Genomic DNA, 20,701 nt, shown 5'->3' with positions numbered 1-20,701 from the left:
TAATTTGCTATATTGTCGCCTTAATTAATATTATTTCCACATATAGCAAAAGTATTGGCGTACCTTGAGTTTGTAACCTCTATCGTACCTATTCCGGCAACTGTTAAGGTACCTAAAACATTAAAATAAACATGATAAAGACCAGGTTGGAAATAATTAAAATTTGCCGTTTCACTCCAAGAGATTGGTCCTGTAAGCCCCAAAAGTGTGCTGCCTTCATGGTTTACGGCATTGATGCCCCATTTAAGTTCTGCCCCCTTATCATTCCCATAAAATAAGAGTTCACACCGTTCATTGGATTTTATTTTAAAAAAACCGTGGGTATTATAGCCTACCGTCCATTGGTAACGAAAGATAGTTCCAAAAACACCTTGCATAACGTATTCACTTTCGTCAGGCCATTCCGGATCGTTGGAATAAGGGCTATATACTGACATATAATCTGCAATATTTGACTCTGTATCTGATGAATTCATTTGATTGACTGATTGAGTCATTAATTGCTTATTTTTGAAACTGAACAAATTAACTTGATTTTTCTTAGAAGGAGTCAGTGTTGTAATTAATTTCGCCTGGTCACTAAAATTTAATTTGGAAAGTTTTTCAAGAACATCCTGAATCTTTAAAAATTCCGAAGCATATGGTTGAAAATTGCCCGATAATATATAGTTTTTTGGGATGATAATTTTTTATCGTTCATTAGGCTCTTTCTTACAAGAGGTAATAAAGAGAGTGGATGCGAGCGCTAAAATGATTTTTAGTTTCATATTATAAATTTGAGATTAATTGTTTCACCCAAAATTGCACAAAAAAATGATTACAAATAATATATTATCGTTAAAGTTATGCTAACAACACAGTCACTACTCCTGGCTGGAAAGAGCTTGTGATTCGGTCAAATTGGAATCTGTGTTTCAATGCGATTTTTAATCAAGATCGGAAGGGCTAAATTATGCGGTCCGAAAACTTACAAATGTAATGATATCGAAAATAGGAGATACGGATACTACAAGTCAAGCTTGTTTTAAGAATTATCCCTTTTCTCAATAAAACTCTCCAATAAAAACTGACAAAGTGAACCAGAGAGGTTTACTGCTAACTGTGCATGGCGGCGGGCAGGCTTTATCCTTTTTTCACTCATCCCATGAGCATCACTGATTTTGTTTCTCATCGTGCCCAATCCCTGGACAACAGAAAAACAACCGCCAAGTATCTGTTTAAAAACTTCTTGTGTATGTTGGTCCGGTGCTAAATTCAAAAGGCTGGCAACTGATTTATACAATACAGGCAAGTCTTCTGCATCATTGTATTCTTTGCCACTGGTATCGAGTATATGTTTGCAAACAGTCTCAATTAAGGTTCTGGCAATAGTTATAGCGCCTTGAGGATCACTTTCCATTCTCGAAAGAGCCTTCTGCCAGGTGATGTGAATGTACTCATTGTCAATAACAATCGCTTTGGCAATGTTTGAAGAATTTTTGGTATCCGAAAGGAATTTAAGCAATTCTGCAAATTCCCCATGAATAAATGCCCGGCGGATGGCGTAACCTCCCAAAGATTGGGCGAATGGCCTGATGGTGTCAATTTTAGGATGATCAAATAAAAACTTTGGAATATAATCTTTTAGGTTTGGGTTAGCGATCAAAGTAGTCCGAAGGTGATGATAGTCGTTTCCATTTTCCCCCCTCCCTGCACGACTCTTTCCAATAATATACCCACTAACAGTTCTGCTTTCAATAAAAGATTCCGGTCATATTGGTCAAATGCTTTAATAAGATCTGAATGCTGTTGACTGGATAGGCCCAATGTCTTTAAATCCTCCAGGATTGAATCTAAAATAATAAGGCGCTTGGCACAAGCCAAATCATTTATCAATAATTCGGAAATGATGCCGGCGAAATGTTCACGCCTGTTGGTGTAGAGTTGATTTAAGAAGTCGGGTAGAAAGTCACTGTAGTCAATTCCATTAGCGGAAAAGTTAAAAAAATCATTTTTACCGAGTTCTACAGCTTTATTAAATGCATTTGTGTATTCAGAGTCAATCTCTAGACGATTACAGGCCCTGACAAATTCAGGCTTTTCTAAATAGCTAATAAATTTTTGATTTATTAACTCATCAAATAACGGCTTTATCCTAGTTATGATTTCGAATTTCTCAGACATTTTGTTTCAAGATTATTACTGCTATTTTCAGGATTCCATTCAGAAATCAATCAAATATATGAATAGCTTTTTTTCTCAGCAATATGGATTCTGTCCCGCTTCCATGGATAAGATTTGACTTTTATAATTTGATGATTTTCATTAATTTGGAAATTCATACACTGTAAAAATAAATGGAAAAGATACCCGAAAAAGAAATGCTTATCATTGACGGAAACTGCTGGAAGCGCAATGCGGAAATGAAGGTAGCCATTGTAGCTCAAAACAATGGACAATATAGTCCTGATATTTATGGCCCAGAGTCGTTTTCAGCTGGAGAAATTAAACTTGCAGAGCAACAGGGGGTAGTTGTTCAAGAACACTTTTCGGCAACCAGAAATGAGCATTATTTTGCTAACACCTGCCCAGAGTGCAGAACTTTTTTAGGGCAACACTATTTATTTCTGGATTATTTTTGCGAGGCTGTTCAATATCAAAGTTTAAATTATCTTAAAGTGCCAATCTAATCATTCTTGAGGTTCTTACTAACCCGGATTTTTGAAAGATACAATTACTGAGGTTATTAATTTCCAGCCCCTATGATCAAAATATAAAAATGGTTATTCTCTGAATTTTGATTGCTGAATTTCTTTTGGTGCATAATCTACACGTGCCTTTTCTACCTTGAATTTCTTAAAAGTCATTTATTGGCTGAGCTTTTAACATTATTTTTATTAGCTTTTTTATACATTGAATTATTGGATATCATTGCATAAACAAAGAGTTTCGTTGTAAATTGGCAAGTATGAAATTAACATACATGTCCGAATTGCAAATATTAAAACTTTGTATCGGTCAATTTAAATCGAAAACAATTATATCTAAATTTTCGAAATGAAATTATCAATCCATGCAAGATCTTCATTCTGTTTCTAAAAAAAAAGAAAATAGAAAAGGTAATTTCACCCTTTGATTTGTCGTATTTGTTAATTTATATTCGCAGCACTGAATTTTTTAAAATAATAAGCTTTAATAAAAACTACTTGTAGCCGCTAGATATCTTTGCTCTTCAAATATCGACTTGACGTATGGCTTAACAACAAATAACATATTTTTTTAACATCCAAATTAATAATTATGCCCTCCTACAAAGGGTGGCTTCGATAAATCTAAATTACCTCATGGACAACCGAGTATATTATGGGCAGTATTCACTCAAGCATTGGATCGAGCTTATTTTGAAGCAAAATCTTCTTTTACCTAATTACCAACGATATTTCGTATGGGAAGAAAAAAATGTCACTACGTTAATCAAATCCTTCAATAAAAAGGAGTTTGTACCACCAATTACAATTGGAGCATTTATAGATGGAGGGATAAGTCACAATTATATTCTGGATGGTCAAAAAAGATTAACCAGTATTTTATTGGCTCATCTAGGCATTTTTCCTGATAAGGATTTTTACAAGACAACACTGGAAAGCTTTGTAAGTGACAATGACGATGGGGTCGATTTACCAGCGGAAGAGGATGATTTAGACATTATATTAGACTGGAATTTCAAAAAGCTGACCGAGAAAGGGAATACTAAGGAGCAGATACTCGGGCAAATTATTGCCGGAAACTATAAAGACGTAAATTTTAATCTTTCGGATGATTTTTTGGATAAAAATTATTTAGGTTTTTCCTATTTGGTTCCGCAAGCTGCCGAGCAGGACATACAGCAGAAATATTTTTCATCTGTTTTTAGGAACATTAACATCCAGGGGAAACGTTTATTACCACAAGAAAGTAGGGCATCATTGTATTTTTTAAAGCAGGATTATGATAGGTTTTTTAATCCGGAATTTATAAAAGAATACATAATTAAAAATTCTAATGCAGATACCAAAGCAGATTTTGTAAGGTTTTTATCCCTGCTTTCACAATATGCTAAGCAAGATACTTCCGCAGGATTGGCTAGGGGATACAAGCCTAATATGGAGACTTATTATGAGCAATATATTTATTCAGTCGTTGGCGAGAACGTTTCATCATTGTTCAAAGAATTTACAGATATTTTTCCGGATGATGAGTATCTAACTCGGTTTATTAGGTTGAAGGAAACCCTGGAAATTCTTGAAATTCAAAAAGTTTTTACCTCCATAATCGATATGGACGTGTATTTCTTTGGTTTAATCTACATGATCATATTTCAAAATAAAATTGTAGATGTAACGCAGAAAGATTTAATAAAGCAGGAAGTTGATAGCCATATTGCTGACTTTAAATTAAATCCACTGCACAAAAGGTCACCTGGTGCTTTGAAGTATTTGAAAGAACGCATTGACGCGTCTATTGGTATCTATAGAAAATATAGCCATGAATAAGCATACTAAATTTATCATGTCACCCATTACTAGTATCCTGCAGGAGGTGGCTTACGCTCATGCAGGAATAGGTAATGGGATTGAAACCTATCCATTAAGCGAGTATATTATGCAGTCGGTTTTTCTGAGAATGACAGGTTTTCAGGAACAGAAAATGAAATGTATATGTTGGGACGTGGCAACAAATGATTATAAATATAGGTATGAAAAATTTGGTAAGGGTAAAATGGGTGAGTGTTCTCATTATGATGAGAAGAGCGAAATATATAAAGATTTAATTAAGCAAATAAAGAAACACCGATTAAGTTTTGATGTGAGTATAGACCTGGGTAAGAACAAGGTCAAAACAGATACGTTCGACTTTATAAAAAATACTTTCTCAACCTCCAATTTGTCGGCATGTGACCAGCGTAATTTAAGGGAATTTATAAAGGAGCCAAATATTCTGGATACAGGTCAATTTGCGGCTGGAAATACCCTTTTGCAAACCTCATTGCATAAAAAATATACACAAATGTATGAACACAGAAACCGATGTGCGCACAATACACAATCCTATCAGGAGAATCTGCCAACTCTCAAAACACTAGTTGATGCAGATTACAAATACGATAATTATTTTGTTCGTTTTGCTATTCTAATATTGCTGGATAATATATTTATGGAGTTATATAATATATATGTAGAAGTAGTTGAGGAAAATTTTGTCTAGTCGCTGAAGTGTACTGGGAATGGCGCTTAGCGAATATTTTTCGGGATAATTCACGCACTTATGTAAAAGAATCGAAAGCTTGTGAATGATATCAATGATGAATTATGTGTTTAGAGAACTTTATCACAGCCCAATGAAAATCTTTTCTCAAGTTCAAATATTTACTCCTTTCCTTGATGGCAACGTCGAGGATACCAACGAGTATTTACAAGTGCGAACTTATTAAAGAACTTTTCTCTGAGCAATAATCAACAGTTTAAAATAAAGACTAAGAAATCCACAATTTGATTTCTGTTGGAAGTGCATAAAAAGAGACTGATGGCTATTCTAATAGAGTGGTGACACCCTCGTGAAATCTTGCTGGCTACTTCTTTATTATTGCTTTCAAGATATTTAACAACTCTTTAATGAGTGTAAAGTATTTGACAATGGATAAATAGGTTATATTACTGTTGCTTGCATTTCCATGAGCAATTGCATTTCTCTGCGCATAAATATTATTCAAAGCAGCTTCCATTTCATCATTTCTTTCTGCTTTATATCTTCTGGCCCATTCTTCGTTAAAGGTTTCGAGAAAAGCGATAAGCTTGGGATCGTCAAGATTTGTAAGACCTCTTACCTTTGATGTTATAAACTTTGAGATTTCCTTTTTACAATTTCGTTCGTGCAGGTTTAGCACGAGCTCTTTGATATAGTTTTCTATGAACCCTGAAATCAATATGCATAAATACTTTGATAGATGTGACTTTAATTCAAGATCATCAACCCTGCCGATTTCGATGGCGAGTTCATCTAGTCGTCGCTCCTGTACTTCTAACCTCATTGACCAATTATCTGTCCAAAAATTTAGCAGTTAACGCTTGCCTGGTTTGAAATACACTTTCATCTGATGTCGCACGTGAGATAGACTGCTTATATTTCTCATCCTCTATTAATCGGGCGTAGTTCTTTACAAAATCTTTGCATTCTGGCAAACCTTTGCTGGTCTTTATTTTTGAAAGGCCTACCATTATGGACTCATAGACCGATACATTGAATACGCCTTCAGGTCTAAATACTTTCGGTCCTATACAATTGTTCAGGAACTTGACCAGCGCCAGAAATTCGATTTCATACTCCTGTATTTTTACGTTGTCAATATTCCTGTTTTTGATGTTGAATTTGTTCAGAAATTCGCTCATTGGCCGGAAATATTTTTCAGCACTGAACCGGACTGCCAGAAATCTTAGAATTAATTCCTGGTCCTTTAATCTGGCACTAACCGATCCGAACAATTGACGCCAGTTTTTATCTTCATTAAGCCTTACCACCATTTCGCTGAAGGTTCCATTATACACTGCCGTCCTGATTTCTTGAGGTGTGAGTTTTCTTCCACTTGAATTTAACCTCTCAAAAACGTGGTAAATCGCTGTATTATCATTTGAAGGGGATTCCTGTTTGATTATGGTTGAATGTATTATTGAATCCTGAATCAGTCGCCTGTCAGATTCCTCAAGATCAGGATATGCCAGTCCATTAAACTTTGTCTGCACTTTAGTTAGTTTGAATACTTTAGGTTTAACGCCGTCCTTGGGATCAAAATATCCGTTAATAAAAAATTGCAGGGACTTAAGTCTTTGCTGACCGTCAATAACTAAAAGTTTGTTGCTGTCTTCTTGCGCAAGAAAAATGCCGGGAACCGGTAAACCTAATAGTAAACTTTCAATCAGCTTAGAGGCTTCGGCCTGATTCCAAATGTAATTTCGCTGAAAGTCTGGGATATAAATATCCCCACGATTTAACTTCGATATTAAAGTTTCAACTGTGTAATCTGCACCATAGCTGTTAATTTCATACTATATTACAGCAGGCTCTTCTTCGTCTTCGTTGAAGTCAAATATCTTTTCTTCCAGTTCCTCCATAGTTCTTAAAAATATATTTATGATATAATTATTGGCTGCAGCTAGTCAAAGCCTGCACTTTAAAATATTAGTGCCGCCTAAATACAACGCACTGGTTTTCAAAGCTTAAACATGAGATTGACTAGTCCAAAGATACAATTGGCACTCTGATTTTTTGCAATTCATCAACTATAGATGTTTTGACTACAGCTATTCTTCTTTGAATATTAAGGATTTCCACCTGAGCCGCTTTATCAATTTCTCCATCTTCTGAAATTGGGATATTTATCTTTATTCTGGAAATATCTTTGCGTGATAAGTTGTTATTAGCACTGTTGCCAAGACTGTTTAACTCGTCATAAACCTGTTCAATTATAGACTCCTGATAGTCCTCTATGAACTTAGGTTGGAATTCCGATTTGAAGGTAAGCTTTGTGATCCGCTGATTTAGATAGCCATCTTCCCCCGTCCATTTAATGAGATTGAAACCGGCAGCACCCGAAAGGGATAATAAATAATCGCCCTTTTTGACAATAAATTTTTCTTTATTGGAGAACATATAATCCTTAGGTATTCTTACATTTTTGGGCTCAGATTTTCCATTTACATCTTGGATCCTGATTAGTTTAATATCCCGTGACTGTTTTGTATAAACAGAAGATGGAAATGCAAATCCATCTTGAAGATTAAGGATTTCAGCCAAGGTAAATTCTTTGGACCTAAAATCGTTTGCCAAAGAGATTTTTAATTCAGCGAATTTTTGTTCATATTGATAAACCTTTTCATTAATGTTGGCTATTGTATTTATCTTTTCTACTAATTCTAGCTGAGCCTCAATATCAAGCTGGTCTGCCATTACTGGCATTTCAATAAGCAAATCTTTAATCATAGAAGGGTAAACCTTGGTAAATTCATCTTCACCATTTTCCCCTTTTCTGCCTTTTGCCATTCCTCTTAGGATGGGTTCAATCTTGTGCTTAACGTAATGAATATTTATGTTCTCAACTCTTGGCTTCAATAAGCCACGGTCACCGTTTATAGAAAATTTGCCATCAATTATTTTCATAAATCCGGCAAATCCATTCGTTGCCCATGTAAGGAACTCACCGTCATATTGATAAGAATTTACAGAGGTTAGTGCTTCCTTGTTAGATGCAGAGTAAACAGGGAAGTCCCCTTTATTAACATCCCCATATTTTCTGGTAAACTTCGATAGCCCTCTTTCTATGTCGAATAATTCGTCAAGCTTAAAGTCTTTGAAGATTAGTTCAGACTTTTTTTTTTCAGCAAGTTCTTTTACTTCTTCCTGTAAGCCTTTAATGGTAATGGCGGTATCCTCAATAATTGACGAAAATTCAAACAAAGAGACGTTTGCTGTCTTCTCTGAAATGCCTAAGTTGATTTTTTCTTCAGTCGTCCATAGTTTATCGATTACCCAGTTTTCGTTAACATTTTCAGAGAAAAAATTAAAAGGAATTACTTTACACCTTTTATCAGTATTAAACCGCTCAAATCCTGCTTTATTCCCTTTGAAAAAGGAATATAAAGCGACCCCTTCAGAGAGATCGTTCTGGTCAATCTCAAACCGATACACATCTCTCGTTTCTCCGATTTCACTGACCAGATAGCTAAAAACAGGATCGGTCTGGATATGTTTTTTATCAGCTTTCCTTGTAATACAAAAAATATAGGTTTTCTTGTTTGTCGTAAAAAAAGTGTTTAATGGTAACGATATGATACCATCGATATAACATTCCTGCAGAATAAATTCCCGAAGATTTTTATCATTCTGCCTATTTAATAGTCCGTCAGGTACAACTATGTATGCCTTTCCATTAGGCTTTAACGCTTTAACGATCCATTCCATGAAAAGCCCCTCCACGCCTAGGGCACTTACCTTGTAATAATTGGCTAAATCGCCATCTTTTTTTATCTCTTCCTTTAAATTGCTACTTCCACTGGTGACGTATGGTGGATTCGTCAATATCAGATCGTATTCATCTTCAACCGCATCAGAAAGTGTTCCTAAAATTGAATTGGTCTTTAAAATAAAACTTTGGTTGAATAGCTGCGCAAATTCTTTTGTCAGTCCAGGGTTTTCTTTGATAAGGTCAGAAAAATAAATTAACATATTAGCCTTTGCCAAAATGATTGTTTTCTGTTCATCCTTATCAAACCCCTTGTCGTATCCATGAATGGTAATTTTCGGAACGATGCCGGTCTTGTTTATATCGTACAGATAGTCCAGTTTTGTAACGATAGGCTCCAGTAAAAATTTACCAACGCCACAAGCAGGGTCACATATTTTTACCCCGTCTTTGATTTCGTCTTTTGCCATCTCAACGATAGCCCTCACCACTTTCAGCGGTGTGAAAAACTGACCCCAGTTTTTTTTACTTATACTTTCTTTGAGGAAGCTTTCAAAAAGCTGACTTTTGAAATCATAATCAATATGTTCTAATTTGCCATATTCTTTAAATTTCAGTAATACTTTTTTAAAAACAGTACTATAGCCTTTGACCGCCTTTTGGTCCTTACTCACGAATATGGTGCCGTTAATTATGGTCGTCTTATCTACAGGATTTTCAGGGAACAACTCTTTTATTTTCGGACGAATGATGCTCGCATAATTCTCTAAAATTTCGTCTGCGCTATTGGTCTCAAAACTAGCCATTACCGTGTTAAAGTTGTAAAAACCAGATAGTACCCCTAAATCACTTAAATATTTGAAAATGAATAATTCAACAAATGTATACAGACAGTTTTCAGGTGTTGCGCCGCTAACTGACCATATGTCCTGCCATATCTGTCTTGCCAGATCAGTAGGATTAACAAGTTTTTTTGGCTTGATATCATTGTTGATTTCGTTAATTGAAAAGGAAACCTTTTCAATTAAGTCAGCAATTTTATCACTTTTCGGATCAAAGAGTGTCTTTAACTCTTTACCATCTTCATCTTTTATCCGCTCGCCAGTTAAAGCATTTACCCATACAGCATCTTTGGTGTCGGTTGCAATTAAAATTTTACAATCTAATTTTTTCGCCACTTCAAGTTCCTGTTTGATGGCTTTATCCTGTTGTGCTTTTGTTTTAAACGATGCAGGCGTTTTGTATTCTATTATGGCGATAACGTTTTTTTTCAGAACAATTATCCCATCTACCTTTTTGTTTTCTATTGACCCGTAGTCAACATTTCTGATGATGCCAAACCCCTTCAACGCTCGTATGCTCGTTGCTCCGATATTGTAAAAATCCCATTTGCCAATTTTCTCAGCATTCTTAATTAGATCTCTCTGTAATAGCTCTTCACTCATTGGTTAAAATTTATTTGGGATTGTGTGGTATTTAAACTTTTAAGGTATTTCAGTTTTAATTCTGCTAATGCTAAAGTGGTATCTGGGCAATTGTTTAGGAATATTTCATTTGCTATCTTTTCTCCAAAGTACAGTTCCTTAATTCTGGACAGTTCGATCTGAAACAATTCTGCAATCACCTGTAACTTTGAGGACGTAATCGACTTTCTTCCATGTTCAATTTTACTAATCGCACCGGCATTGATCCCTATTTTCGCGCCAAGTTCAGTTTGGGTGAATCCTAATTTCTCCCGTTCAATTCTGATAAAATCTCCAAAGTTAACCTGCATAAGGCTTGCCTAATATTATATGACCCATTTAAGGCAAATATAGTTATAATCTGTTTTCAATTCCTATTTTTTGCTCAAAAATATGACTCAAAAAAATAACCTGCATGAGGCCTGAAGATAGAAGATGGTGCAGGTTTCTGACCAGGGATTTTTATGTACAAAGCGCTCAGATGATTTTGAACCTCTAGCACCCAATTACTTTTGTGTAGTTGTGATATCTCGCAATAACTGGTTTCGTCTGATTGGTGTGTATCGGGGAAATCATAATAATAAAATTTATTTATACTCATGCCTAACAGCAACAGCGCATCTTACATTCATTTTACCTGCTGTCGGTTTTTTATGTTCTTTTGGAAATTTTTTTGTGTCTGTACTGGCTACGTGGATTACTAGGGATGCGCTATAACCACATACGTAAACTGGCTCATCCACGGCGCCATAGTAAACTTACAACTCAATTAATAAACCAGTCGTATAACACAACGGTATTATGCTGGTAAGTACCATTAGCACTCAAATGAAGTATATACATTTGCATTCAAACCATAGGATATGAAAATTAAAATTAAACCAGGATCAAAAATATATTATCGTCAACTCCATATGAATATCCGCAGAAAAATCAATTCCATTCCGCTGCACAAGGATGATGCTAAGAGGGCACACCAGCCGCAACCAAAATAAAGTTAACAGTGCTTATGAGGATTTACCTATAGGAATACTTTAACCACCCGAGTGTTTTGCAAGATGTATTTTTGTATACACAAAAAAATCTTGCGCCCTTATGGTCGGGCATTTTTCTCGGAACTCGAAAATGCTAAAAATCAAATTAAATGTAAGGTTATGCCAAGGAAAAAATCTAAAAATCCAGAGCAGCTGCTTTCCCACCCAATTATCGTTCGGGTAAATGAAAATACTTACAAGCGCCTGGAAAAAATTCTGCATCAAAGCAACTGTCGATCAATTGGGGAGGTAGCAAGAAATATCCTTTCAAGAGAAAAAATCCTGATGCTCACCAGGGACATAACGATGAATGCACCAATGGAAGAGTTGGTATCTATACGTAAAGAACTGCGGTCAATTGGGATCAACATCAATCAGCAAACCCGGTATTTCCATACATCGGAAAATGAGGCGCAGCGGTCATTTTACTTTATGCGGACCAGCGACCTATACAAAAATGTTGGACACAAAGTAGATAAATTATTGGAGTTGGTAACTCAAATGTCGCTGAAATGGTTGCGAGGATATTAAGCGGCAAAAGTATTCGGGGGTTAATTAATTATAACGAATCCAAGGTTGCTTTGGGAACTGCAATACCAATCCTTGCCAATAGATTTGGGCTGGACATTGGGCAACTCTTGCTTCTGCATAAGGTCGCGAGGTTTGAACATTTGACTAAGCTGAACAGCAGGGTGAAAACTAACGCAGTACACATTATGCTCAACTTTGACCCGTCGGAAATCCTTTCAACGGAAAAATTGCAAATGATTGCTGTGGACTATATGACCGGTATTGGATTTGGCGAGCAGCCTTTCTTGGTGTATGAACATCAGGATGCAAATCACCCGCACATGCATATTGTAACCACTAATATCAAAGCGGATTCGACTAGGATTGATCTTCACAATATTGGAAAGGTACTTTCAGAAAAAGTCCGAAAGGATATTGAAGTTCGATATAAACTAATTAAGGCAGACGGCCATAGTAAAGAGCAGCACATTGTCCCTGTCAATATTGATATGGTTATTTACGGGGAGAAACAAACCAAGAGATCAATTTATAATGTTGTGACGGCAGTTTTGAGGAGTTATAAGTTCACCTCGTTTTCAGAATACAATGCAGTCCTAAAAAGCTTCAATGTTGTTGCTGACCGGGGACCTGAAGATTCGGTGATGTTTGCAAAGAAAGGACTTGTCTATTCGGTTTTGGATGGTAATGGCATCCGTATTGGAATTCCTTTTAAAGCCAGTTCTTTTGCTGGGAATCCGATATTGACCAAAGTTGAAGGTAAGTTTAAATTAAACCTCGAAAGAAGGAAAATGCATGCCGAATCGCTGAAAGGAGTTATCCTTGAGCAACTTACAGACGAAAATGGATTGACCTTACAACAGTTGTTTGACAGGTTGAAGGAAAAAGGAATTTCACTTATTTATCGGCAGAATAGTGAGGGCAGGATATACGGACTGACCTATGTTGATCACAATACCCGTTGCGTATTTAATGGAAGTGATTTGGGTAAAGAGTTCAGTGCCAAAGCAGTTTTGGAAAAACTTAACACTGCGGACACCAGGTTAGTGGATTCTACCATCCAGGATACTAAAGTCAGGGCCGATAAATTTCCTGATTCCTTGGCACTGAGAAATGATCATCCAAAATCATTCGGAGAAGGGCTTCTGCATTTTTTATTTGAACAGCCATACCCGCTTCCAGACGCTCCATTGATGCATGCCAGAAAAAAAAAGAAGAGAAAAAGGCATTCGAAAAACAGGGATTTATCAAATAATATTTAAGGCTATGAATACAGGTGAAGATACTCAAGGGTTAAGGAAGATACTCGACTTAAGCAGGATGATTAGCGTTTCTTTACTCGCCATGCATTTTTACATCCGATTTTTCAGGATGTTTGAAAGGTGGAATCTGCATTCGGAAATTACAGATCGCATAGTCGGCCAATTGGATAAGCTTGCAATTTTTGAGGGTTGGTGGTTCGCAAAGTTTGCTGCGCTTTTGTTTCTGGCTATTTCGCTCCTGGGTGTAAAGGGAAAGAAGGATGAAGACATTTCATTAAAGAAAATCTATCTCTATATGGTAGCGGGGCTATGTTTATATTCCTGCGCTATTTTTTTCTTTTATTTTCATGGGGCAGATACCTTATTAATTTGGCTCTATTGTCTGGTAACCACCATCGGCTTTCTATTGATTTTGGCTGCAGGTACCTGGATTTCTAGAAGAATCAAGCAAAGTTTAGCTAAGGATATATTTAATTCGGAAAATGAAACCTTTCCACAGGAGGAAAGGCTCCTTGAAAACGAATATTCTGTGAACCTGCCTGCTAAATATAATTATAAAGGAGAGATAAGAGATAGCTGGATTAATCTCATCAACCTCTTCAGGGGATTGCTGGTCGCAGGTACACCGGGAGCCGGAAAATCATACTTTGTTATCCGTCACCTGATTGACCAGCTGATGGGGAAGGGGTTCAGCATGTTTATTTATGACTTTAAGTATGACGACCTCTCGGTAATTGCATACAACTGCCTGCGCAAGTATATTGGACGGTACAAAATTAAGCCAAAGTTTTATGTGATTAATTTTGATGACCTTAACCGTACCCATCGTTGCAACCCCCTTGACCCTGCGGCAATGACCGACATTACAGATGCTACAGAAGCGAGCAGAACTATAATGATGGGCCTGAATCGCGACTGGATAAAAAAGCAGGGCGATTTCTTTGTAGAAAGCCCGATTAATTTCCTGACCGCCATAATATGGTACCTGAAAAGATATAAGGATGGTAAATACTGTACCCTTCCACATGTAATTGAACTGATGCAGGCAGACTATGAACAGCTGTTTACCGTACTGCAGCAGGAAGAGGAGATTAAAGTATTAATTAACCCGTTTATCAGCGCCTGGAAAAATGAAGCTATGGCACAGCTAGAGGGACAGATTGCATCGGCCAAGATTGGACTGGCGAGGCTGTCCTCACCGCAACTTTATTATGTTTTAAGCGGAAATGATTTCTCTCTGGATGTAAATAACCCCGAGGAACCAAAGATTATCTGTGTAGGCAATAACCCACAAAAACTGCAGGTCTATGGTGCTGTCCTTTCCCTATATATATCCAGGATGATTAAACTGGTTAACCAAAAAGGCAAATTGAAAAGTGCGCTGATTTTCGATGAATTCCCAACAATATTTTTTAATAATATCGATAGCCTGATTGCTACTGCCCGAAGTAATAAGGTGGCCACAGCTTTAGCCGTGCAGGACTTTAGCCAGTTAAAAAAGGATTATGGCGCGGAACAATCCGATGTCATTACCGGAATCGTAGGGAATATCATTGCAGGGCAAGTAACGGGAAGTACAGCGAAAACACTGAGCGAGACTTTTGGGAAAATTATGCAGGACAGACAATCTAAAAGTATTAACAGCAGTGATATCTCCATCTCCCAATCCAGGCAACTGGACTATGCCATTCCAGCATCCAAGATAGCATCCCTGTCCTCTGGTGAATTTGTCGGCATGGTAGCGGATAATCCGGAAGAGAAAATAGCACTCAAGATGTTTCATTGTGAGATTCATAATGATCATGATGCGATAGCAAGAGAGGAGAAACGATACCAATCAATACCGATTGTGAAAGCTGTATCCTCAGAAGAAATAAAGGAAAACTACGAATCCATTAAATCTCAGGTTGCAGATTTGCTTCGATCCCAGTGCGCAGTTATTGGAAGTGATGAGGAAAACGATGGGAATGGTAAAGGGAGTTTGCTAGCGACCAGTTCGGTAAAACAGAAGAAAAGGCTGGCTAAAAAAAAAGGAAATCCAAAAGACACATTGTCACTTTGATTAATAGTGGCAATTATAATCAACGCCTTGAAATTAAGATACGGTTTGCAGGCGAATGATGTTGACCCCAAGATCCATGCTTGGCTAAAATCAGGTGACTAAAATAAAAAACTCAGAGACTTATGCGCTAACCTGTGATCAGCAAAACCGTCAAGTCCCGTTATCTCTTGAATTTAGAGCATCATTTGATTCTCAGTCGCTAAAGAGAAAAATTTGTTTGCCAGTCATTTTTATCGATTGATTTGATCGAGGGTTAAAATGGCTTTCAAACTCATTTGAAAACCATCTGTGATGAGTTAGCAAAATTTTAAAGATTGTTGCCTGAAAAATTGTGTACCTCTTCCAGTTCTTTAATCAAGGTTTCACTGATTGGTTTGGCTTCTTCAACTGAACCAAAATTTAAATCAATGCCAACTAAATCTTCATTGTCAAGAATGCTTTGTATTTTATCAGCATAAATAGCTTTATTACCAGAAATAGCTGCTGCGAATTCATTGATATTATGCCCATCAAATGGAATGAAAACATCGCCTTCCAAACTAATAATGTTTGATACAATACTTAAATGCGCATCAAATGAAATGGTATTCAAAGCGCCTAAGAAGTCGGCTGGTTGATCATTGCCGATATTTTTGATTTGCGTAATCACATCAGGCACTGTGTTTCTTGTATGTACTGATCTTCTTAAGTCTTCGATCAATCTTTCTGTTAATTCTATTCCTGTCATGTCTAAAGCGTTTTTTCAAATTTACATTTTTGAAATTTTTTAAACAAAAAAAGAAATACGAGCGCAATCCGCACTAGACCATTTATAAATTTTATGTTTTCGATGAGTTGCCATTCGTCAATGTAATCACTTGCTGGGCTTTTAATGTGCCAGGATCAATGGAGGATTTCAACAACTGCAATGGTAATAAAAGAACTGATTTTCACTGTTTGCAGCAGCTCTTGCGGCTATAATAATTTAATTAAGATTGTTGTTAATCACTCATTTCGAAACACGCCCTGTCTAACAATCAGGGCATACATAGTATTTTTAACGGCAATGATATCCCCCAAATAGCGCTTCAATTAGGTGAAGCTGAAATAAAATAAATTTAATTATCGGAGATATGCTAAATTTTATAACTTATTAAATGTTGTTAAATTTACGCGGCGGTTTGAAAATTCTTAATACTATTCTTTTACCCGATATAATTTTCTCTGGCATGAAAAAATGTTGAAAAGATTTAGATGTATAACTACAGCTTTAATTTTAAATTTACGTTTGTGACCATACAAGAAGCACATCAGGCAATTGTTGAAAATAACTACCTGCTAGGTAATGCAGAAAGCGCTACAGGCAACAAGCTTACCAGGTTGCTAATAGCCCCTAGGCCGATTTATGATCATGTAAAACCAATAATAGAGTCAGTTTTGAATAACCAAGATTACGCAGGATATTTAAATCAGTTTGACGATTTCACTGTCATGATGATCTTTGGCGATATCAGGGTTGGTCAGTTCAAATCCGTTGATGATTTGGAAAGGTATATACAAGCTCAAAACTTATAGCAATGGATTACCCGAAATTTAATCAGTTAAATGCTCACCCAAGCAATTTCCAGACAAACCAGCGTTGATGTATAACTCGAAGCAAAAGGTTCATCAAGGAATTTACCAATAGGTAGGCTTATCCGTTTGAAAACCATGCGGCGTCAGTTAACGTCAAAATATAGCCTGCAATTGAAATATTTAATTAATACCTTCGAACTGATAAGGAAAGTATTTGATTATATAATAAAGATTTGATACTACTACACCACACCCTCAAACTGGGTTAAGAAAGATATTCGTTAATATGGCCAGCTTAGATGATTTTGATCCATCGTTTTATGATCCTGATTGGTTAGCTAACACATACCTTCATCGTGGCAAGGTATTAGCACATTTTGCTTTCTTTGAAAAAGCGCTTGAATGGTTGTTAGCATCAGAATTTTCGCTAGATAAAAAAGTGCAGCGAAAAATGAAATCGGTAATCTTTGATAGAATGAGTTTTGAACAAAAAAAAAACTTCCATCAGAACGTTGTTATTGGAGAGAGGTATTCAGGAAGGTTTTGTTCAAACTAAAACCAAAAGGCACCCTTACAAAAGATTGATTGATGAACTTACAGAATTGAATACCATAAGAAATCAGTTTGCCCATTACCCAACGATACAGGCAACCAATAAATTTGAATATGGTTCTGCAATCGGTTTAGATGAAAACAGGGATTGTGGTAAGATGATTTGGTTTAGCATTGAAGACATTGAAAAGATAATTGTTCGGATCGCAAAGGCACAAGGTGATATCTATGCCCTTAGAAACAAGAGGCCCGCTAAATCTTAAACTATTTATAATTTAAACACTGCGCCATCGACATAGCAATATGGATGTCCTTGTGCTGTGCGCCAAGTTTTAATAACGTGATCAAATAATCACATTTCATTCCTACCACGGTATTTTTGAATTGTGTTTCCAAAGATTCGGGTAGCCTCATTTCCCTGACCAATTCTGAAAAAGAAGTTTCCTGAAAAGCAGTATCGATTACCTCTTTTAGATCTTTTTCGAAGTTCCAGTTTGGGAAGGCTACTTTCATTTCGCCAAATGTTGTATATGGGCTTATATCCACTTCACATTGAATTAGAATATTATTGGCCAAAGATTCATTTTCTGCATTATTGGAAATATTTAAAATGATAGTGATAAAGCTCAGTAAGCGTTCATGACCTGCTCGCCAGCTAATCTTCCAAAAGTCAAAATCAAAAAGTCTCTCCACAAAAGCTTTATCCCAGATCAGCCTAGAACGAATCCCTTCGAGTGCGTTACTTATTGCTACCTTAAATGGACCTGATTCGTTAACTTTGAATAAAGCCATTAGGGTTGGTATAGCGTACCAACTTCCCTGACGTTCAATCCCTTTGCATATTTCTATAAAATCTTCTTGGTTGTCAGCGGTCCTGAGCGCTTGTATAACTGTTGATTCTTTTGCGCCATCTGGGTCAATGAAATAGCCATTAATCATACTGGTTACTAAAGTTCTTGTTTCGAGCGTCATAAATTAATGTGGTTTTTGGATTAGACTAAGATATTAATCCTGAGATTAACTAAAAATAGATTATGATGTAATGAATGTGTGAATGTAAATCTGTTTGGATAAGACGCATTTAGCCTTTCTCTGATATTAACTAATCCTAATTTGTCTGTATCGTCAGGGGGTGTGAAGTCTGAAAGATTGCAGGATTCAAATATGATGGTACTTGCATCACTGGAAATCGTAATTTTTGCCGGACAGTTCGGAGCCAGTACGTTTCCATGTTTGAAAATATTTTCCACCAGGGTTAGGAGTATAATCGGTATGATTTTGATGTTCCCATCCTCAATATTGGTTGCGTACTCTAGATTTAAGTGGTTTTCAAAACGCAGACGGTTCAGTTGGATCATATTATTAATCTGCTCAATCTCACTTTCTAAGTTCACGAAACCATCTTTGCTCTCCTGAAGCGCATATCTCATGATATCTGCAAGGCATGATATTGCTTCCCTGGCATGCTCTGGATTATGCCTTGCTGCGCTACGTATAAATGTTAATGTATTGAATAAAAGATGGGGATTGATTTGCGCTCGCAGAAACTCTTTTTCGGAAACCAACAATTTACTTTTTAGCTTTTCAATCTCCAGTTCAGATTTTAGCTCAATTTCTTGCTGTAGAAGATTCCTTTTTAACAAATAGTAGGCAGTCGCTAGCAGTAAAAAATAGATGCCCCTCCATAAAGTTGGAATCAAGAACTTATAGTGCAGACATACTTTTACGAAGTGCTTATCAGGAGCGTGCCCCAAAATTTTTGATATTAAAGCAGCGAGGAAAAAGTATATGAATAATTCTAATAAAACAAATACTATGTATTTCAATTTAATACCGGTTTTGCGAGTACCAACATAGTATAGTAACCACCAGATGTGAAAATATACCAAAGAAATATTGAGGAAGTAATATAGCACATAATGCAGAATCGGCCGGTTTCCATCAACGATGGAAGTGGCAACAATAACCTCTCCCACAATGAAAATTATCCAGAATGCAATATGAAATAATACTTCCGCATACTTCTTTTTGGTCCTGTTATATAATAAATGGTACATGATATATAATATAAATGTTAGCCATAAATCCCTAAAGTAGAATTGGACTTTACTTAAAACCTAAAGTCATGAAAAATCAAAAACACCTTCCACTAATCAAGCGTACTATATTTAGATTTATGAAATCTAACGGTGCCGACAAAAAGAATGAGACCGATCCAACAACTTCTGTATTTACCACGGTGACCGTATCCACAAGTGCTACCCGTTAATTAGTTTAGCCTATTTTTTTTAATGAATTCCCTTATGGCTGGTCGATAGACTTTTCCAATATTAAAATATATCCCATCAGTCATAAGGGCTCTGTAACCCTCTATTTTTTCTAAAAAATTAACAGATATGATGATTGACTTCGCTACCCTGAAAAAAGTTTCTTTTTTGAGCAATTTTTGCTCAAGTGCTTTGAGCTGTATATAGGTAATCTTTTCGCCTTTTATTGTATGGATGTTAATGTAATTTTCCAATGCTTCAATATATATGATGTCATCATAAAAAATTTTAAGCATGCTGTTTTTATCGTCACCCTTTACAAAAAGAACTTTCTCATCTTTTCCAAATTGTTCATCCTCTTTTGCCTTGTTTAGAACCTTAATTTGTCTGACGAATTTATCGTATTTAACAGGTTTCATTAAATAACCTGATGCATCAGCTTCATAGGTTTCAGGGCCGTGGAATCTGTGAGCGGTCACGTAGACAAGGAAATCACAATATTCATTTAACAGCGGCGCTGCCTCAAGCCCCCCTACAATAGGCATACTTATATCGCAGAAGATAACATTCACCTTGCCGGTTTCCTTTAAGAAAACGATTGCATCATTGATATTCGTGAACGTATTTTCGACAAATACATCCGGTGTCACTGCAATGATCTCATTTAAATCAGTAATGGCATGAGGCTCATCATCAATAATAATACTGCTTAGTTCCATAACACAAGTGTCTTGATGAGTGTCACAATATCGGAAATGTCTTCTAAATTAGCAAGTACTACTATTAAATGGAGACATTGGTCACATTCGACAAAGTTTAAAAAATGCTTGTTTTGGTGCCTGTTATATAATATTTGATACCTGTTATATAAAATTCTTGAGTTGGGCATAAATAGAATTTAGATTGCCATTAGAAATTATCAATTAACTGATCATTTCGACTTTAGTTCTTTACCTCGCCGTCGGAAGCAAGGACACCAAGAGAGGGGCATGGCCCCCTTCTTGGTAT

19 protein-coding genes are annotated in these 20,701 nt (G+C 36.4%); 8 read left to right on the top strand and 11 right to left on the bottom strand.

The genetic code is table 11. The features are described from left to right. Positions 1-20 precede the first annotated feature (20 nt). The 3 genes from U859_RS0128525 to U859_RS0128515 form a co-directional block, all read right to left on the bottom strand. A complete protein-coding gene (locus U859_RS0128525) occupies positions 21-497 on the bottom strand; it encodes a hypothetical protein (protein ID WP_029986262.1) in 477 nt (158 codons plus the stop codon). A gap of 527 nt (positions 498-1,024) precedes the next feature. Then, the gene (locus tag U859_RS0128520) at positions 1,025-1,645 is read right to left on the bottom strand and encodes an abortive infection family protein (protein WP_025146621.1); all 621 of its coding nucleotides are present in this window, start codon (positions 1,643-1,645) and stop codon (positions 1,025-1,027) included. After that, positions 1,642-2,163 (bottom strand): hypothetical protein, encoded by a 522-nt coding sequence (locus U859_RS0128515; protein ID WP_025146620.1) that lies wholly within the window; start codon positions 2,161-2,163, stop codon positions 1,642-1,644. Before U859_RS0128515 ends, U859_RS0128520 begins: the two co-directional genes overlap by 4 nt. 173 nt (positions 2,164-2,336) lie before the next feature. On the opposite strand from U859_RS0128515, the gene U859_RS0128510 reads away from it, so the two are divergent. The 3 genes from U859_RS0128510 to U859_RS0128500 all read left to right on the top strand — a co-directional run bounded on the left by U859_RS0128510 (position 2,337) and on the right by U859_RS0128500 (position 5,223). After that, the gene (locus U859_RS0128510) at positions 2,337-2,669 is read left to right on the top strand and encodes a hypothetical protein (protein WP_025146619.1); all 333 of its coding nucleotides are present in this window, start codon (positions 2,337-2,339) and stop codon (positions 2,667-2,669) included. Between the two features lie 711 nt (positions 2,670-3,380). Then, the gene (locus U859_RS0128505; protein ID WP_240183111.1) at positions 3,381-4,511 is read left to right on the top strand and encodes a DUF262 domain-containing protein; all 1,131 of its coding nucleotides are present in this window, start codon (positions 3,381-3,383) and stop codon (positions 4,509-4,511) included. Beyond that, on the top strand, positions 4,504-5,223 hold the full coding sequence (locus U859_RS0128500) for a hypothetical protein (RefSeq protein WP_025146617.1): 720 nt from the start codon (positions 4,504-4,506) through the stop codon (positions 5,221-5,223). The genes U859_RS0128505 and U859_RS0128500 overlap by 8 nt, the downstream gene beginning before the upstream one ends. 364 nt (positions 5,224-5,587) lie before the next feature. On the opposite strand, the gene U859_RS0128495 is transcribed toward U859_RS0128500, so the two are convergent. From U859_RS0128495 to U859_RS0128480, 4 genes are all read right to left on the bottom strand, one after another. Next, a complete protein-coding gene (locus U859_RS0128495; protein ID WP_025146616.1) occupies positions 5,588-6,046 on the bottom strand; it encodes a HEPN domain-containing protein in 459 nt (152 codons plus the stop codon). A gap of 7 nt (positions 6,047-6,053) precedes the next feature. Next, positions 6,054-7,013, bottom strand: coding sequence for a DUF262 domain-containing protein (locus U859_RS30740; RefSeq protein ID WP_262496830.1), 960 nt, complete (start codon positions 7,011-7,013; stop codon positions 6,054-6,056). Between the two features lie 232 nt (positions 7,014-7,245). Next, positions 7,246-10,416, bottom strand: coding sequence for an N-6 DNA methylase (locus U859_RS32310; protein WP_025146615.1), 3,171 nt, complete (start codon positions 10,414-10,416; stop codon positions 7,246-7,248). Then, the gene (locus U859_RS0128480) at positions 10,413-10,745 is read right to left on the bottom strand and encodes a helix-turn-helix domain-containing protein (protein ID WP_025146614.1); all 333 of its coding nucleotides are present in this window, start codon (positions 10,743-10,745) and stop codon (positions 10,413-10,415) included. The genes U859_RS32310 and U859_RS0128480 overlap by 4 nt, the downstream gene beginning before the upstream one ends. A gap of 843 nt (positions 10,746-11,588) precedes the next feature. Between U859_RS0128480 and U859_RS0128470 the strand changes: the two genes are divergently transcribed. The 3 genes from U859_RS0128470 to mobC are packed head-to-tail and all read left to right on the top strand — an operon-like array spanning position 11,589 to position 15,320. Further along, positions 11,589-11,999 (top strand): hypothetical protein, encoded by a 411-nt coding sequence (locus U859_RS0128470; protein ID WP_025146613.1) that lies wholly within the window; start codon positions 11,589-11,591, stop codon positions 11,997-11,999. Then, positions 11,981-13,258, top strand: a complete 1,278-nt coding sequence (locus tag U859_RS0128465; protein WP_025146612.1) for a relaxase/mobilization nuclease domain-containing protein — start codon at positions 11,981-11,983, stop codon at positions 13,256-13,258. The genes U859_RS0128470 and U859_RS0128465 overlap by 19 nt, the downstream gene beginning before the upstream one ends. A 4-nt stretch (positions 13,259-13,262) precedes the next feature. Beyond that, a complete protein-coding gene (gene mobC, locus U859_RS0128460; protein WP_025146611.1) occupies positions 13,263-15,320 on the top strand; it encodes a conjugal transfer protein MobC in 2,058 nt (685 codons plus the stop codon). A 307-nt stretch (positions 15,321-15,627) separates the two neighbouring features. Here mobC and U859_RS0128455 read toward each other — a convergent pair whose 3' ends face one another. Beyond that, on the bottom strand, positions 15,628-16,047 hold the full coding sequence (locus U859_RS0128455) for a hypothetical protein (RefSeq protein WP_025146610.1): 420 nt from the start codon (positions 16,045-16,047) through the stop codon (positions 15,628-15,630). A 542-nt stretch (positions 16,048-16,589) separates the two neighbouring features. Here U859_RS0128455 and U859_RS0128450 point away from each other — a divergent pair. Further along, positions 16,590-16,874, top strand: a complete 285-nt coding sequence (locus tag U859_RS0128450; RefSeq protein ID WP_162800079.1) for a hypothetical protein — start codon at positions 16,590-16,592, stop codon at positions 16,872-16,874. 482 nt (positions 16,875-17,356) lie between these two features. Further along, positions 17,357-17,689 carry a hypothetical protein gene (locus U859_RS0128440; protein WP_162800078.1) on the top strand — a complete coding sequence of 111 codons (333 nt, stop codon included), beginning with the start codon at positions 17,357-17,359 and terminating at the stop codon, positions 17,687-17,689. A gap of 1 nt (position 17,690) precedes the next feature. On the opposite strand, the gene U859_RS0128435 is transcribed toward U859_RS0128440, so the two are convergent. From U859_RS0128435 to U859_RS0128420, 3 genes are all read right to left on the bottom strand, one after another. Next, a complete protein-coding gene (locus U859_RS0128435) occupies positions 17,691-18,398 on the bottom strand; it encodes a hypothetical protein (RefSeq protein WP_162800077.1) in 708 nt (235 codons plus the stop codon). Between the two features lie 20 nt (positions 18,399-18,418). Further along, positions 18,419-19,483: a sensor histidine kinase gene (locus U859_RS0128430; RefSeq protein WP_025146605.1), complete on the bottom strand. Its 1,065-nt coding sequence runs from the start codon at positions 19,481-19,483 to the stop codon at positions 18,419-18,421. A 212-nt stretch (positions 19,484-19,695) separates the two neighbouring features. Next, on the bottom strand, positions 19,696-20,412 hold the full coding sequence (locus U859_RS0128420; protein WP_025146604.1) for a LytR/AlgR family response regulator transcription factor: 717 nt from the start codon (positions 20,410-20,412) through the stop codon (positions 19,696-19,698). Positions 20,413-20,701: the final 289 nt, after the last annotated feature.

Source organism: Pedobacter jeongneungensis (assembly GCF_000633455.1).
Taxonomy (GTDB): Bacteria; Bacteroidota; Bacteroidia; order Sphingobacteriales; family Sphingobacteriaceae; genus Pedobacter; species Pedobacter jeongneungensis_A.
This window is presented reverse-complemented; position numbering and strand designations above follow the sequence as displayed.

Excerpts from the sequence above, each read along its gene's own strand:
- U859_RS0128525 (WP_029986262.1), bottom strand. The coding sequence starts at position 497 with ATGACTCAATCAGTCAATCAAATGAATTCATCAGATACAGAGTCAAAT.
- U859_RS0128515 (WP_025146620.1), bottom strand. The coding sequence starts at position 2,163 with ATGTCTGAGAAATTCGAAATCATAACTAGGATAAAGCCGTTATTTGAT.
- U859_RS0128510 (WP_025146619.1), top strand. The coding sequence starts at position 2,337 with ATGGAAAAGATACCCGAAAAAGAAATGCTTATCATTGACGGAAACTGC.
- U859_RS0128500 (WP_025146617.1), top strand. The coding sequence starts at position 4,504 with ATGAATAAGCATACTAAATTTATCATGTCACCCATTACTAGTATCCTG.
- U859_RS0128495 (WP_025146616.1), bottom strand. The coding sequence starts at position 6,046 with ATGAGGTTAGAAGTACAGGAGCGACGACTAGATGAACTCGCCATCGAA.
- U859_RS32310 (WP_025146615.1), bottom strand. The coding sequence starts at position 10,416 with ATGAGTGAAGAGCTATTACAGAGAGATCTAATTAAGAATGCTGAGAAA.
- U859_RS0128480 (WP_025146614.1), bottom strand. The coding sequence starts at position 10,745 with ATGCAGGTTAACTTTGGAGATTTTATCAGAATTGAACGGGAGAAATTA.
- U859_RS0128470 (WP_025146613.1), top strand. The coding sequence starts at position 11,589 with ATGCCAAGGAAAAAATCTAAAAATCCAGAGCAGCTGCTTTCCCACCCA.
- U859_RS0128465 (WP_025146612.1), top strand. The coding sequence starts at position 11,981 with ATGGTTGCGAGGATATTAAGCGGCAAAAGTATTCGGGGGTTAATTAAT.
- mobC (WP_025146611.1), top strand. The coding sequence starts at position 13,263 with ATGAATACAGGTGAAGATACTCAAGGGTTAAGGAAGATACTCGACTTA.
- U859_RS0128455 (WP_025146610.1), bottom strand. The coding sequence starts at position 16,047 with ATGACAGGAATAGAATTAACAGAAAGATTGATCGAAGACTTAAGAAGA.
- U859_RS0128435 (WP_162800077.1), bottom strand. The coding sequence starts at position 18,398 with ATGACGCTCGAAACAAGAACTTTAGTAACCAGTATGATTAATGGCTAT.
- U859_RS0128430 (WP_025146605.1), bottom strand. The coding sequence starts at position 19,483 with ATGTACCATTTATTATATAACAGGACCAAAAAGAAGTATGCGGAAGTA.
- U859_RS0128420 (WP_025146604.1), bottom strand. The coding sequence starts at position 20,412 with ATGGAACTAAGCAGTATTATTATTGATGATGAGCCTCATGCCATTACT.